Annotated in this window: 14 protein-coding genes; 6 read left to right on the forward strand and 8 right to left on the reverse strand. The window is 28.9% G+C overall.

The features are described from left to right. Positions 1 to 151: 151 nt before the first annotated feature. On the forward strand, positions 152 to 817 hold the full coding sequence (locus tag L8X24_RS02120; RefSeq protein WP_263663404.1) for an MqnA/MqnD/SBP family protein: 666 nt from the start codon (positions 152 to 154) through the stop codon (positions 815 to 817). A 12-nt stretch (positions 818 to 829) separates the two neighbouring features. Then, the gene (gene gdhA / locus L8X24_RS02125) at positions 830 to 2,197 is read left to right on the forward strand and encodes an NADP-specific glutamate dehydrogenase (RefSeq protein WP_263663405.1); all 1,368 of its coding nucleotides are present in this window, start codon (positions 830 to 832) and stop codon (positions 2,195 to 2,197) included. 22 nt (positions 2,198 to 2,219) lie between these two features. Here the strand turns inward: gdhA and L8X24_RS02130 are convergent, their stop codons facing one another. From L8X24_RS02130 to selA, 4 genes are read right to left on the reverse strand one after another with little or no spacing between them, the layout of a single operon-like run. Next, positions 2,220 to 2,747 (reverse strand): hypothetical protein, encoded by a 528-nt coding sequence (locus tag L8X24_RS02130; RefSeq protein WP_263663406.1) that lies wholly within the window; start codon positions 2,745 to 2,747, stop codon positions 2,220 to 2,222. Further along, positions 2,734 to 3,447, reverse strand: coding sequence for a thioredoxin fold domain-containing protein (locus tag L8X24_RS02135; RefSeq protein ID WP_263663407.1), 714 nt, complete (start codon positions 3,445 to 3,447; stop codon positions 2,734 to 2,736). The genes L8X24_RS02130 and L8X24_RS02135 overlap by 14 nt, the downstream gene beginning before the upstream one ends. Positions 3,448 to 3,498: 51 nt before the next feature. After that, entirely contained in the window at positions 3,499 to 5,304 is a 1,806-nt protein-coding gene (selB, locus tag L8X24_RS02140; protein WP_263663408.1) for a selenocysteine-specific translation elongation factor, read from the reverse strand. Next, on the reverse strand, positions 5,297 to 6,628 hold the full coding sequence (gene selA / locus L8X24_RS02145; RefSeq protein ID WP_263663409.1) for an L-seryl-tRNA(Sec) selenium transferase: 1,332 nt from the start codon (positions 6,626 to 6,628) through the stop codon (positions 5,297 to 5,299). Before selA ends, selB begins: the two co-directional genes overlap by 8 nt. A gap of 89 nt (positions 6,629 to 6,717) precedes the next feature. On the opposite strand from selA, the gene L8X24_RS02150 reads away from it, so the two are divergent. Then, a complete protein-coding gene (locus tag L8X24_RS02150; RefSeq protein WP_263663410.1) occupies positions 6,718 to 8,370 on the forward strand; it encodes a 4Fe-4S dicluster domain-containing protein in 1,653 nt (550 codons plus the stop codon). Between the two features lie 10 nt (positions 8,371 to 8,380). On the opposite strand, the gene L8X24_RS02155 is transcribed toward L8X24_RS02150, so the two are convergent. The 4 genes from L8X24_RS02155 to modA all read right to left on the reverse strand — a co-directional run bounded on the left by L8X24_RS02155 (position 8,381) and on the right by modA (position 10,866). After that, on the reverse strand, positions 8,381 to 8,695 hold the full coding sequence (locus L8X24_RS02155; protein ID WP_263663411.1) for a DMT family transporter: 315 nt from the start codon (positions 8,693 to 8,695) through the stop codon (positions 8,381 to 8,383). A 190-nt stretch (positions 8,696 to 8,885) separates the two neighbouring features. After that, complete coding sequence (locus tag L8X24_RS02160; protein WP_263663413.1) at positions 8,886 to 9,740, reverse strand: ABC transporter ATP-binding protein; 855 nt, start codon at positions 9,738 to 9,740, stop codon at positions 8,886 to 8,888. Continuing rightward, positions 9,734 to 10,123, reverse strand: a complete 390-nt coding sequence (locus tag L8X24_RS02165; protein ID WP_263663414.1) for a hypothetical protein — start codon at positions 10,121 to 10,123, stop codon at positions 9,734 to 9,736. Before L8X24_RS02165 ends, L8X24_RS02160 begins: the two co-directional genes overlap by 7 nt. After that, positions 10,120 to 10,866: a molybdate ABC transporter substrate-binding protein gene (gene modA, locus L8X24_RS02170; protein ID WP_263663415.1), complete on the reverse strand. Its 747-nt coding sequence runs from the start codon at positions 10,864 to 10,866 to the stop codon at positions 10,120 to 10,122. The genes L8X24_RS02165 and modA overlap by 4 nt, the downstream gene beginning before the upstream one ends. 219 nt (positions 10,867 to 11,085) lie before the next feature. Here modA and L8X24_RS02175 point away from each other — a divergent pair, with 219 nt between their 5' ends. The 3 genes from L8X24_RS02175 to L8X24_RS02185 are packed head-to-tail and all read left to right on the forward strand — an operon-like array spanning position 11,086 to position 14,816. After that, positions 11,086 to 11,772 (forward strand): VacJ family lipoprotein, encoded by a 687-nt coding sequence (locus L8X24_RS02175; protein ID WP_263663416.1) that lies wholly within the window; start codon positions 11,086 to 11,088, stop codon positions 11,770 to 11,772. A gap of 9 nt (positions 11,773 to 11,781) precedes the next feature. Then, positions 11,782 to 12,351, forward strand: coding sequence for an ABC transporter substrate-binding protein (locus L8X24_RS02180; RefSeq protein WP_263663417.1), 570 nt, complete (start codon positions 11,782 to 11,784; stop codon positions 12,349 to 12,351). After that, positions 12,351 to 14,816 (forward strand): efflux RND transporter permease subunit, encoded by a 2,466-nt coding sequence (locus L8X24_RS02185; RefSeq protein WP_263663418.1) that lies wholly within the window; start codon positions 12,351 to 12,353, stop codon positions 14,814 to 14,816. Before L8X24_RS02180 ends, L8X24_RS02185 begins: the two co-directional genes overlap by 1 nt. The last annotated feature ends 1 nt before the right edge of the window (position 14,817 follow it).

Here is a 14,817-nt window from a genome sequence, read left to right on the forward strand (position 1 = left end):
TACTTAATAATCTAAGATTACAAAATAATTTTTTACAATAAATGTTAAATTTTGATATAAATTTTAGTATTGATTATATTTTTAATTAAATTAATTTATATTTAAGATATTTTTTTATAGGATACTAATACTTAATAATAGAAAGGCTAAGATGGTTTTTGGAAAGATAGATTATCTTAATTTACTCCCTTTGCATATCTATCTTAAAAAAGCAGCTTTTCCTAGCTATGTTAAGCAAACTACAGAATACAAAAAAGGGGTTCCTAGTAAGCTAAATCGCCATTTGTATTTTAGACGTATTGATGCAGCGATTATTTCAAGTATTGAAAGTCGTAGAAAAAAATACAAAACCTTAAATGTGGGAATTTGCGCAAGCAAAAAGGTAAAAAGCGTTTTAGTAAAAAAACATTCTCAAAGCAAAGAAGATGCAAGTTCTGCAACTTCTAATGCTCTTGCAAAAGTTTTAAAGCAAAAAGGGGAGGTTATCATCGGTGATAAGGCTTTAAAACTTTATTTGCAAAATCCAAAAGATTATATTGATTTGTGTGAATTATGGTATGAAAAGACAAAACTACCTTTTGTTTTTGCACGCTTTTCTTGTGTTAAAAATTTTTCTATTTATAAAAAAATGATGAAAAATTTCACAAAAAGTAAAATTTTCATCCCACAATATATTTTGCTAGATTATTCTAAATCAAGAAATCTTTCTCAAAAGGAAATTAGCGCATACTTAAAGCTAATTTATTACAAAATAGGAACAAAGGAGCAAATGGCGCTAAAAAAATTTTTAGCTAAAACAAACAGCAAGATACTATAAAAAGGACAATTTATGAGTATGGCTAAACAATATATCAACGAAACTTTAGAAAAAATTCAAACAATTTCCCCAAGACAACCTATCTTTTTTCAAGCAGCAACTGAGGTATTAAATTCTTTAGAACCTTTACTTGAATCTAACAAAACTTATCAAGATCATGCAATATTAGAGCGTATTGTAATGCCTGAAAAAACAACTATATTTAGAGTTGTATATATCAATGATGCAGGTAAAGCTCAAACACATTTTGGCTATAGAGTGCAGTTTAATTCTAGTTTAGGTCCTTATAAAGGTGGACTTAGATTTCATCCTAGTGTAAATTTGGATGTTTTAAAATTTTTAGGTTTTGAGCAAATTTTTAAAAATTCTTTAACAGGGTTGATGATAGGCGGTGCTAAAGGTGGAGCAAATTTTGACCCTAAGGGTAAAAGTGAAGCAGAAATTATGCGTTTTTGTCAAGCTTTTATGGCTGAACTTTCAAAAATCATAGGTGCAAGCACTGATGTGCCAGCGGGTGATATAGGGGTTGGTGCTAGGGAAATTGGATATATGTTTGGAGCTTATAAGAAAATTAGCTCTAATTTTGATGGAACCTTAACGGGAAAGAAAATTCCATGGGGTGGAAGTTTAGCAAGAACAGAAGCAACAGGATATGGCTGCGTGTATTTTACTCAAGAAATGCTAGCAAAATATAGCAATGCATTAGAAGGAAAAGAATGTGCAGTCTCAGGTAGTGGAAATGTGGCAATTTATACCATAGAAAAATTACACCAACTTGGTGCAAAAGCAATCACAATAAGTGATAGCGATGGATTTGTTTATGATAAAGATGGAATAGATTTAGATTTATTAAAAGAAATTAAAGAAGTAAAAAGAGCTAGGGTGAGTGATTATGCAGCGCTTAAAAAAGGTGCTATTTTTACTCCAAAAAGTGCATATAAACAAGGTTGTAATGGGGTATGGAGTATACCTTGTGATATAGCTTTTCCAAGTGCTACGCAAAATGAGTTAAATTTAGAAGATATTAAAACTTTATATCATAATGGTTGTCGTATGGTAGCAGAGGGAGCTAATATGCCAAGTACACTTGAAGCGATTGATTTTATGTTAAATCAAAAAGACTTTTTATTTGCCCCAGCTAAGGCTGCAAATGCAGGCGGGGTAGCGACTTCTCAACTTGAAATGCAACAAAACGCAAGTATGTGTCAATGGAGTTTTGATGAAGTTGATGCAAAATTGCATAAGATTATGAAAAATATTTTTGAAAATTCATACGAGTGCGCAAAAGCTTATAATCATGAAGGAAATTTAGTAGTAGGTTCAAACATAGCAGGCTTTAAAAAAGTAGCTGATGCGATGATTGATCATGGTTATATTTAAAAAGATGGCTTAAATGCCATCTTTAATGCATATAAAAAAAGCTTGTTATTTGATTAGCAATTTTTTCTTCTAAAGATTCTTTGGCTCTATCTATATTGCCAAGATAAGCAGTTCTTGCTAAAAGCGAAGTGCTTTGAGTGGAGTTTTTGGAGCTAATTTGCAAATTAACTTGCAAAAGATAGTAATTTTCTACTTCCATTTCAAAAACATTATCTATTTTATCAAAGTCATTATAAAAAAATCTCGCATTAGAAGCAATTAGTCTTTGTGCGTAAGAAAATTTCTTAAAATCTACTATATTGATATAAATTTTATAATCACTTTGAGTATTATCTAAAACCAATCCCAAATTTTGTAATTTTTGAGCGAGTTTGGCCTCTAAATTTGTGTTTAATTTTGAAGGATTATTGATGTGTAAAGAAAAACTTTGATTTTTATTAGCATGTAGGAAAATACCCTCATTATTTGTTTGGATAAAAGTTTGCATAGGGCCTGTGCAAGCACTTAAAAATAGTGCAAGCACAAGCAAGAAAAGATTATTTTTGAGCATTGATTATGGTTGGTACGGCGCGAAGACCAAGTTTAGAGTATTTTGCAAAAGTTTCTCTTACTGCTTTAACTTCAGCTTCACTAGGCTTTTTATAATCTTTTATATCTTTATCATAGTATTTTTTCATGATAGCGATTTTTTGTGCATCATCTTTAGCGTTTTTGCTTTCTTTATAGATTAATGCAGATTTTTCAAATGCGCTTGTATCATGGATAGGGGTTAAGATAAATTTAACTTGATGAGTTTTTAGTGTTTCTTCTATTTTATCTAAATGCATTCTACAGTATGGACATTCAGGATCGCTAAAAACATAAAGCAAAGGTTTGTTTTTATCACCTAAAGAAACAAACATTTTTTCTTTTTTAAGTTCCACTAGAGCTTTTTTTGAAAATTCAGCTTGTTGTTTTTCTATGAGTTTTGCTTGATAAACTTGAGAATAAAACTCACCTTTTTTTACATCAATTACTTCAGTTGTGATGATATTATCTTGAGTGAAAACGATTTCTTGGAAATTTTTACCACTAATTTCAAAATTAACTATCACGGCTTCAAAGTTAGTATCAGGAATTTTTTCTCTACTAGAAACACTAATATTTGCATTTGATAAATTTGGATTTTTCTTAAAAAAATTAATAATTTCTTCATTACTTGCAGCAAATAAAGAGCTAGCAAGAGTTAAAAGAGCTAGAGATTTTTTCATTTTTTTCCTTTAATTTAAATTTTTATCATTATAAAATGTAAATTTTAACACTTAGACTTTTAGCATTCTTTTTTCCTCGATTTTTATCACTTGAGGATAGTTTTTATCAAGGTATTCTAAGTAAGCTATGGCGTATTTTCTTGAAATTTGAAAATGATTTTTTACAAAAGCGACATCTAAATGATGATTTTGCAAAAGCTTTAAAAACTCTTGCATGAGATTTTCAAGGGCATTTTTTTCTATAAAAAGATTATGCGCTAATCTTTTGACTTTGTTTTCTTTAGTGAGTTTTTTTAAGATAAGATCTCCATTTTTCCTATCAAGCTCTAAGTATTCATAAAGATTGTAAGGTGCAGTAGGTTTTATGCCTTCTTTTTTTAAAATTTCATAAAGCTCACAATGAGCCTTTTCTTGTAATTTTTCAAAATTTTGTCCTTTTAAAAACCATATGCCGTCTTTAAAATCTAATTTTTCTTGCATTTGCTTGAGTACATAAGCACAAAAATTTTCACTCGCCCAGCTAAGCCTTAAGGCGATAGAATGAGGTGAGATTAAAGCATAAGGATTTTTAGAGAAAATAAAATCAATAAATTCTTTCAAAGTTTGCATAGCATTTAAATCATATACATTTAAAGCTTGCTCATCGACAAAAACATGATCTAAACTTTTTGCTAAGTTTAAAGCTTGTTCATGAGTGAGTTTAAAGCGTTGATAGCTTGAAAGTAAGCCAAAGCCAAGTTTGTGAGTTTGTTTTAAAAACTCAAATACTTTTTTAAAATCTTTTTGTTCTAAAAGTGCTAAATACTTAGCTTTTATATCTTTTTTTAAAGGCTCGCTTACCGCATTTAATACCACGCCACCACTTTTAATACGCCCATTTTCAAGCAAGATAAATTTATCATCAAAACACAAAGGTAAGCTTTTATCAAACTCTAAACTAATATAAGTTTTATCTTCAAATTCTTTGATTACACTAATTTTTGCATTAAGCTTTTTTGAGCCACTACAAAATTCTAAAATGCTTCCGTGTTTAATCTCTGTATTAAAAACAACCCCATCGATACTTTTAAAGCTTTTAAAGACACCTTTTTTGCTTAATACATAGCCTTTTTTTAATTCATGATAATCACAATTTAAACTCAAAGCAACTCTATTATAAGCTTTTGCTTCTAAAACATTTTCTTCATGAATTTGTATATTTTTTACAATGATATCTTTTTGATTTTCAAGGCAAAATATTTTTTCATTTTTGCTGATTTTTCCTTCATTTAAGCTTCCTGTTACTACCGTTCCTATACCTTTTAGAGAAAAAATTCTGTCAATGTAGTATCTAAAAATCAAATTTTCATCATTTTCTTTAGGCTTTAAACTAAGTAGATAGTTTTTTAAATTTAATATACTTTGCTCATCATAAATGCTTGTTGGAAAAACTTTTAAGATATTGATTTTAAAAGCTTTTAATTCTTTTAAAAGCTCAGTTTGCTTTTGCGGTAAATCCTTGCATAAATCAACCTTACTCAAAATAAGCACCACATCTTTTACGCCTAAAAATTCCAAAACCCTTAAATGCTCTATACTTTGAGCCTTTAAACCCTCGTTTATATCTATGACAAACATACACACTCTAAAGCCAAAAGCACCACTTATCATAGTTTTAATTAAACTTTCATGTCCAGGTACATCGATAAAAGCAATATTTAAATTTTCACTTTTTAAATTTGAGAAGCTAAGATTAATCGTAATGCCTTTTTCTTGCTCTTCTTTTAAATCATCACCTTCAAAACCATTTAAAGCTTTAATAAGTGAGGTTTTACCATGGTCAATATGTCCAGCAGTGCCTATGATAATACTATGCATGAAATACCTCTTTGATAGCGTGGATTAAACGGTTTAAATCTTTTTCTAAAATACTTCTAAAATCTAGCACAAAATACCCATTTTCAATACGGCCAATCACACCTTTTTTTCTAAAATTTTCTTGTAAAAGCAAAGCTTTTTCATTAAAACTTAGCACAAAAGTATCTAAACTTTTATCAGGCATAGAGCCACCACCTACTAAACTTTTAGAAGCTTTTAACTCACATTTTGTAGGAATTTTTTCTTTGACAAAAAGAGCTTTTTTTTCTATGGTTTTTAAATCATCATTTAAAAGTTTTAGTGTAGGAATTTTTTCATATTCTTTTTCTAAGTATGCTTTGGTAGTTTCATTTAAAAAAGATAGAGTGATTTTATCAACCCTTAACATTCTTAGAAGTTGATTTTTCTTTAATTGTTGAATGTATTTTTTCTTTCCAAGTATGATGCCTGCTTGAGTAGAGCCAAAAAGCTTATCACCGCTAAAACTTAAAATATCACAATGTTTTAAAAGCTCTTTCACGCTTGGCTCGTTTTTACTAAGTTGTTTATTAATTTTTTCACACCAGCCAGCACCTAAATCATAATAAGATATGAGTTTTTTCTTTTTTGTTAAAGCGTGAATTTCACTTAAGCTTACCTCTTCGAAAAATCCTTTAAAAGCAAAATTAGAACGATGAGTTTTTAAAATCATCTTAGTATTTTCATTGATAGCTTTTTCATAATCATACAGATGAGTTTTATTAGTCGTGCCTATTTCTTTTAGCTTAACACCAGCTGCTAGCATAACTTCAGGAATTCTAAAATTTCCTCCAATCTCAACTAGCTCACTTCTTGAAGTAATAACTTCTTTATTTTTTGCTAAGGTGTTTAAGATTAAAAATACAGCCGAAGCGTTATTATTAACAACTAAGCAATCTTCACAATCAAATAATATTTTTAAATTCGCACTAAGTGCGTCATACCTTGAGCCTCTTTTGCCACTTTGCATGTTAAACTCTAAATTTGAATAAGAGCAGATGATTTCTTTAGTTCTTTCAAAAATACTCTCATCAATAATGCTACGACCAAGATTAGTATGTATGATAACTCCAGTAGCATTGATCAAACTTTGACTTTGCATATTTAAAAACTCATCAATACTTTGAGCAATTTTACTTAGCAAATCTTGCAAGCTAAAATTTAAATTTTCATCTTTACTTAGTTCTTTTTTACAATTTGAAACAACTATTTTTGCAAAATGAGATCTTAAATACAAAGGATAATTAGCCAAGTTTTTATCGTTTATAAGTGTGTTTATGGGAGGAAAATTTCTAAATTTGTTCATCTTAAACCTTAAGAATAAATTAGTAAAATTATAACTTTTTTATAATGAAATTTATATAATTAAGATTAAAAAATTTAAAAGAGAGTGTTATGAAAGATTTTGTATTTTTAGAAAATGAAGATTTAATTCCTCTAAGTGATAATATTAGCATAGTTCAAAAAGCCTGTAGTGAAGAAGTTTTTATAGGAAATTCAAAGCTTTTAAACCCTGAAGTTTATGCACCTGAGATTAATTTTTACCTTAAAAACTCACAAGATGATGTGCTTAAAAAAGCTAAAACTATTGAGTCTTTATATAAGATTAGATCTAAAGTTTATGATTTGGGACTTGATTTAGAATACACCAAAGAAGTGGGTAAAAATGTAATTATTGTAAGCAATGAGGATCAAAATGAACTTATAGAAAGTTTAAAAAAACAAGAATACAAGGTTTTAAAGCTAAGTAATGAGCAATGTTTGGGTGTTTTAGGTTGCGTGGGAGAGCTTTGTGTGATAGCTTTAAAAGACAATGAGCAAGTAGAGATTGATTGTGATTTTTTCTTATATGATGTAAAAAAAGAAAGTTTTGATCAACAAAGTGGTTGCTATGATTTAACTACTTTAAGTCAAGAAGAACTTATAAAGCTTTTAAATTCTAATTCTCCAAAATATAAATTTAGAAATTATATTAGTTATGATGATAGCATTTGTCAATACCATGAAAGAAGAAGTGTTCATTGTGGAAAATGTGCTGAAATTTGTCCTAGTGTAGCTATTTTAAAAGATGATGAGCAAAGAAAATTAGAATTTTCTCATGTAGATTGTTTAAGCTGTGGTAATTGTGTGGGGATTTGTCCTAGCGGGGCGCTTGATTATGCACCTATGCCACGTAATAGCTTTTATGAAATTTTAAAATTTTATGAAGATAAAATCATTTTAATAATCCCTGAGAAAATGTCTATAGAAAATTTAAATATCACTTTAAAAGAAGATGTAATGCCTTTTATGATTAAAGGCGAAAACTATCTTGATCAAGCACATTTTTTAGCTATGCTTCAAACAAGTGGTGCGAGTGTGATTTTTTATAGTGATGGCTTATCGCAAGGTGCTTTAGAAGTAATAGCTTTGATGAATGAAATTTTTCAAAGAAAATTTAAACAAAATGCAATTTTTCTAGCTAAAGATGAAAAAGAACTTTTAGAGGCTATAAATCAAGCACATTTTATAGAAAATCTCAAATTTATTTCTTATAATCCTGCACTTTTAAAAAGAGAAGATTTTGCTATAAGATTAAGAGAGCTTATAAAAGAAGAAAATTTAGGCAATATCCCAAACAAAGAATGGATACGCTATGGAAAAATCACTATCAATACAGATACCTGTACCTTATGTCTTTCTTGTGTGGGAGCTTGTAACGTAGGAGCTTTAGTAGCTGATGCTAAGGATAATTCTTTGAAATTTAATGCAAGCTTATGTACTACCTGTGGATATTGTGAGGCAAGTTGTGCTGAAAAAGATACTTTAATGCTTCAAAGAAGCGGGATAGATTTAGAAAAAGAGTATTTTTCTTTTATGGTTTTAGCTCAAGATGAACTTTTTGCTTGTGTAGAATGTGGGAAAGAATTTGCTACTAAAAAGGCCATTGAAAAAATCGCTAGCATTATGAAGCCAAGATTTATGGGTGATGAAGCTAAGATAAAAACACTATATTGCTGTGCTGAATGTAAAGCAAAAGTAATGATACAAAGTATGAATGTGCTTTAAGCCAAAAGGCTTAAGCACTAAGTTTTAATCCCACTACTCCAGTGATGATTAAAATAATAAAAATGATTTTATTAATGGTTATTGCTTCTTTAAAGATTAAAAATCCCACCACGCTAACAAGTGCCAAACCACAACCTGCCCAAGTTGCATAAGCTATGCTTAAATCAATTTTTTTCAAAGCATAAAACAAACCTGCTAAAGAAAATGAAAAAAACACCGCAAAAACGATTAAATAAAGATTATTTTTACTTATGCTTGCATACTTCATCGAGCTTGTTGCAATCACTTCAAAAACTATACTAATTGCTAATACTAACCAATGCATTTTTTACCCTTTTAAATTAATTTAAAAATGAAACTACAAAAGGATAAAGGTGGTGCAGTAGGGGCTATAAAATAACCACAAGATAATCTTATCTTCCATTTTGTCCATAAGCTAGTATAAAATTTTAAGATAAAAAATCCATAAGTCATTTATAACCTTGTAATAATTTATCTTATTTTAGCATTGTTTTTTATATCTTAGTTAAATTTAGCGCAAAAGCTTTTTGGCTCAAAAGTACTTCATCATTTTCTTTAAAATCTTTAGCTTCTAAAGGGCTTAGTGCTACTTGGCTGATTTGATTACCTATGGCAAGTATGGCTATAAATATGCTATCTTGCTTTTGTAGTTTTAAAATGCGTGCTTTTATAGCAAATTTTTGTGAGCCTTGTGTTTTTAAAAAAACTTCATTAGGTGAACCTTCTTTAATGATGGCTCCATTTTCTAAAATAATGACTTTATTAGCTAGTTTATAAACTTCACTTACATCATGGCTGATTAAAATAGTAGTGATTTTATAAGTTTTATGTATATTTAAAAGATAATCATGCAAGTGTAGTTTTATCTCATTATCTAAGGCGCTAAATGGCTCATCTAAAAGTAAAAGTTTGGGTTTTTGTATAATAGCTCTTGCTAAAGCTACGCGTTGTTTTTGTCCCCCGCTTAGTTCTAAAATATGACTTTTTTTGTGTTTGCTTAAATCTAAAAGTTCTAAAAGTTCATTAGCAAATTTTAGATCTTTTTTGGCAAAAAGTAAGTTTTGCTCTACGTTCATATTTTCAAATAAAGCATAATCTTGAAAAACAAAGCCAAGTTTTCTTTTTTGTGGACTTAGAAAGTTTTTATCATCAAAAAATATAGTATCGTTAAAAGTGCAAATTCCTTGCGCTTTTTCAAAACCTGCTAAAATTCTTAAAAGTGTAGTTTTACCACTGCCACTTTTTCCAAAAATAGCACAAAATTCTCCTTCTTTAACTTCAAATTTAACCTTAAGTTTAAATTCTTTTTCTTTATTTTTAAAGATTTTTTCAAAATCAAGTTTTAGCATAAATACTCTTTGATAAATAAAGCACTAGGATGTACATAAGCAAATATAAAATCATTTTTTTGATAATTTTGTTCTAAAAACTCATGGGTGCTAATTTGAGCTTCGAAAGTGCAAATTTCATTTTCTAATCTTATGATAGTGATGATTTGTCCTTGAAAAATATCAATGATTTTTGCATAAAAGGTATTTAAAAATGAGTTTTCTAAATTTTTTTTACTAAGCAAACACTCACTACCTTTAAAAGCAAGTAAAACTTCTTGATCAATGCTTGCTTTTTCATCAAGTTCTAAAGCAAGCATATATAATTTATGTTTTTTTATAAGAAATTCTACCCAGTTTATATTTTCATGATTTTTTATAGTGTTTATTTTAGCTTTAATCATGGGATATTATAGCCATAAGCTTTGAAAATTTCCTTAGCCTTTTTGCTTAAAATAAAATCATAAAATTTCTTAGCTTTGGTATTATCTTTACCATAAGAAGTGATGATAATACCTTGATTGATTGGCTCATAAAGCTTTGGATCGATTAAAATATAATTTTTTCCTTCTTGGAGTTTATAAGATTTTAGTGTATCTTCATATAAAGCACTTGCTGCTATAAAACCCACATCGGCTGCTTTTAGTGTTTGAGTAAGTGCTTCTCCTATGGATTTTGCTTCGATGATTTTAGCTTTTGTTTGCTCATAAATTTTAGCATTTTGTAAAGTTTCTATACTAGCTTGACCATAAGGAGCAGCTTTGGGATTAGCTATGGTGATGATTTTGACTTTTTCTTCTTTAAGTGTGTCTAATCCTTTGCTTAAATCCATTCTAACACTGAGTAAAGCTAAAGCTCCTTGAGCATAAATAACAGGTTTTGTACTAGCAAAATTATCATCATACAAGCTTTGTGCAAATTTCATATTTGCAGCCATAAATATATCAAATGGCGCTCCATTTTTGATTTGTGAAACTAAATTTCCACTAGCGCCTAAGCTTACATTGATACTAATATCAGGGTTTTCTTTTTGAAATTCTTTTTGCAAGGCTTTAAAAGCATAAGCTACATTTGCAGCTGCAGCGATATTTACATCAGCACCATAGCCGAAAATACACAAAAAAAGCAGGGTGAAAATTTTTTTCATTTTTTGTCCTTTTAGTAGTAAATTTTGAAAAAATTATAGCTTATTTTTAAAAGCAAAAATAAATTTGTATTTTTTGCATATTTTCTAAGACTTATTTTATAGGTAAATAAAAATTTTTAATCTTTTTAAAGAATATTTTAAAAGTATTTTAATGTAAAAATTTATTTTAATTTTTGTATAATTTACGATTTCAATTTGTGAAATTTTAAAAGGAAAAACTTGTTAAAATACATACTAAGTTTGTGTTTATTTTTTAATACTTTGATTTTGGCAAATGACTTTGAAGATTTTGAACAAGAATATCAAAAAAAAGAAGTCAAAGATAGCTTTTATAGCTATAATAAAGCTATGAGTAAATTTAATTATGATCTTTATACTTATTTTTTAAGACCGGCTGCACTTTCTTATAAAAGTATTACTCCAAGTTTTATAAGAACAGGGGTAAAAAATGCTTTTGATACCACAAGATCGCCTTTTAGATTTATCAATCACCTTTTAAGTTTAGAATTTAGAAAAGCTGGCGAGGAATTTGGAAGATTTTGTGTGAATGTGATTTTTGGATTCGGTTTGTTAGATAGTGCGAGCAAAACTCCTTTAAAAAGTTATGAGGCTGATTTTGGAACGACTTTGGGCAAATGGGGAGTAAGTAGTGGACCACACTTAGTGCTTCCACTTTTAGGTCCTTATAATGTAAGAGATGCTTTAGCTTTACCTGTAAATTGGTTTATGGTGCCTGAGGGATATATTGAGAATCTTTGGGTTGGAGCAGGCGTAAATGCTGCATTAAAATTAAATGAATTAAGTTTTGAGTATGAAAAAATAGATGATATTTACCAAAATAGTGTAGATTATTATACTTTTATACGCGATGCGTATGAACAAAGACGCCAAGAACTCATCAAATAAGGGGAATAAATGAAAAAAATCATAGTTTTGTTTTTTAGTGTAGCATTTGCTTTTGCTTTAAATTTGCAAGATATTTCTAAAACTATGCAAGAAAAAATTGATGAGAGCTTAAAAATTCTAGATCAAAATAAAAATGATAAAGCTAAAGCGGCGGAAAAAATCTTTGTTTTATTTGATGGTGTTTTTGATTATGAGCTTATGGCTAAACTTAGTCTTTCTACAAGATATGAAAAATTAAGTGAAAATGAAAAAAATGAATTTAATAAAGCCTTTGAAAAAAATCTTAAAAAAAGTTTCACAGATAAGCTTGCTTTGTATGATTCTCAAAAATTAAAAGTGATTAATTTAGAAGAAAAAAATAAAAGAGCCTTTTTAAAAACTTCTATGATAGTAGATGGCAAAGAAAATTTTGTAATCTTTAAATTTTATGATAAAAATAATGATTGGCAAATTTATGATGTGGATATTTTTGGTATAAGTATCATACAAACTTATCGCTCACAATTTAAAGATGTCTTGCAAAATGGCGATTTTAAAACCTTGCTTGAAAAGCTTTCTAGTGTTGATTTTTCTAAATAATGCTAAGTAAAATTTTAAAAATCTTTCTTAATTTCCCAAAGCTAACTTTGGGGATTGCTTTAATCTTTTGTATATTTTTTAGTTTTTTTGCTAAAAATTTAAGTGTTGATGCAAGTGCTGAAAGCTTGCTTTTAGAGCATGATGAGGGTTTGAAACTATATAGAGAAGTTTCAGCACGCTATGGTAATGATAATTTTTTAATGCTTGCTTTTGCTCCTAAAGATAAAGATATTTTTACTAAAGAAAATTTAGAAACTATAAAAAATTTAACTCTTGATTTAGAAAAAATCAATGGCGTGCAAAAGGTATTTTCTATCGCTAATGCACCTTTACTTACAAGTTCTAAAGGTAAAGAGTTAAAAGAACTTATCCAAAATATACCTAATATTTTTAGTCAAGATGTGGATATTAATCTAGCTAAAAATGAAATTTTAAACCAACCCTTTTATAAAAATAATATCATCTCAAAAGATGGAAAAACAACAGGAATTTTGATTTATCTAGCGCCTGATCTTGTTTATAATAACTTGATTAATTCAAGGGATAATGCAAAAAGTGAAAATGAAAAAGAGCATTTTAGAACTTTGATTAAAGAACACCAAGAAAACTCAAGAGAATTTAGCGCAAAAAGATTAGAGGAAATTACTAAAATAGTATCTAAGTATAGTCAAAATGGAGACTTTTTGCACCTTGGCGGTGTAGAAATGATCGCTAATGATATGATTAATTATGTAAAAAGTGATTTAAAAATTTATGGTTTTAGCTTAGTAGGACTTTTATTTATAGCGCTTTGGTGGTTTTTTGGCTCTTTGCGTTTGGTGTTTTTGGCTTTGGGAATTTGTGTGATTTCGCTTTTTACTTCAAGTGGGATTTTCGCACTTTTGGGCTTTGATATTACCGTAGTGTCTTCAAACTATGTAGCTTTGGTGCTTATTATCACTGTTTCTGTTGTGATACATTTGATCGTACATTTTATAGAAAATTTAAACAAACATCCAAAAGCTAGTGTTTATAAGCTTTTACTCTCAACCTTACTTGATAAAGCAAGTCCTAGTTTTTATGCTATTTTAACCACAGTTGTTGGGTTTTTAAGTTTTGTCTTTTCAGATATTGAGCCTATTATCAAACTTGGTATTATGATGAGTCTTGGTATTAGTGTGAGTTTGATTTTAGCTTATATTTATTTTGCAAGCATTTTGGTGCTAATGCTGCGTTTAAATTTTAAAGAGCTTAATCAAAATTCGTTGAAATTTTTAAGTTTTTGTGCAAATGTAAGTTTAAAACATAGAAAAGTTATCTATAGCATAAGTTTATTTTGTGTGGCTTTTGCTTTGTATGGAATTTTACAAATCAAAGTAGAAAATAGCTTTGTGAGTTATTTTAAAGATAGTTCTAGGATTAAACAAGGTTTGTTGATTATAGATAAAGAGCTAGGCGGAACTATGCCTTTAGATGTGATTATCAAGTTTAAGCAAAGTCCAAAACAAAATGAAAGTTTAGATGAGTTTGAGCAAGAATTTGATGATTTAGCTAAAGATGATAGATATTTTTTTAGTAGTGAAAAAACAAGAATAGCTGCTAAGGTTCATGAGTTTTTAAGTAAGCAAAAATATGTAGGTTCTGTGCTTAGCTTACAAAGTTTGCTAGAGCTTGGAAAAAGCATTAATAATGGCAAGGCTTTAGATGATTTTGCCTTAGCATTTTTATATGAAAATTTAGATGAGAATTTTAAAAAGCAAGTTTTAACTCCTTTTGTAAGTGTAGAAAATAATGAGTTGCGATTTAGCGTGCGTATGCTAGATAGTGATCCAAATTTAAGACGCGATGCTTTTTTAAAACAGCTTGAAAAAGACTTAAAAGAACTTTTACAAAAAGATAATGTAGAGGTTAAAATCAGTGGTATTATGCCTTTGTATAATAATATGCTTCAAAGTCTTTTTTCATCACAGTTTGACACTTTAGCCTTTGTGGTGCTTGTGATTTTTGCTTTATTTGTGGTGATTTTTAGAAGTTTTGTTTATGCTTTTGTAGCGATTTTGGCCAATCTCATACCTTTGGCTTTAGTATTTGGCTTAATGGGTGTTTTCAATATACCACTTGATATTATGAGTATTACCATAGCTGCTATTTGTATAGGAATAGGGGTTGATGATATGATTCATTATATTCATCGTTTTAAAGAAGAGTTAAAACATAAAAGCTTAGAAGAGGCTATAAAAGCTTCACATATGGGTATAGGAAGTGCGATTTATTATACTAGTGTTACGATTATCTTAGGTTTTTTAGTGATGATTAGCAGTAATTTTATACCGACGATTTATTTTGGCTTGCTTACGGTTTTGGCTATGAGTTTGCTTTTGTTTGGTTCGCTTTTTTTATTACCAAGTTTTATTTTAAGCTATCATTATCTTAAGCAAAATTATAATAAAGCAACATCCAAATCACATAAAGCCCAAAAGCGATAAG

Source organism: Campylobacter sp. CNRCH_2015_0814 (genome assembly GCF_025772765.1).
In the GTDB taxonomy this organism is placed as follows: domain Bacteria; phylum Campylobacterota; class Campylobacteria; order Campylobacterales; family Campylobacteraceae; genus Campylobacter_D.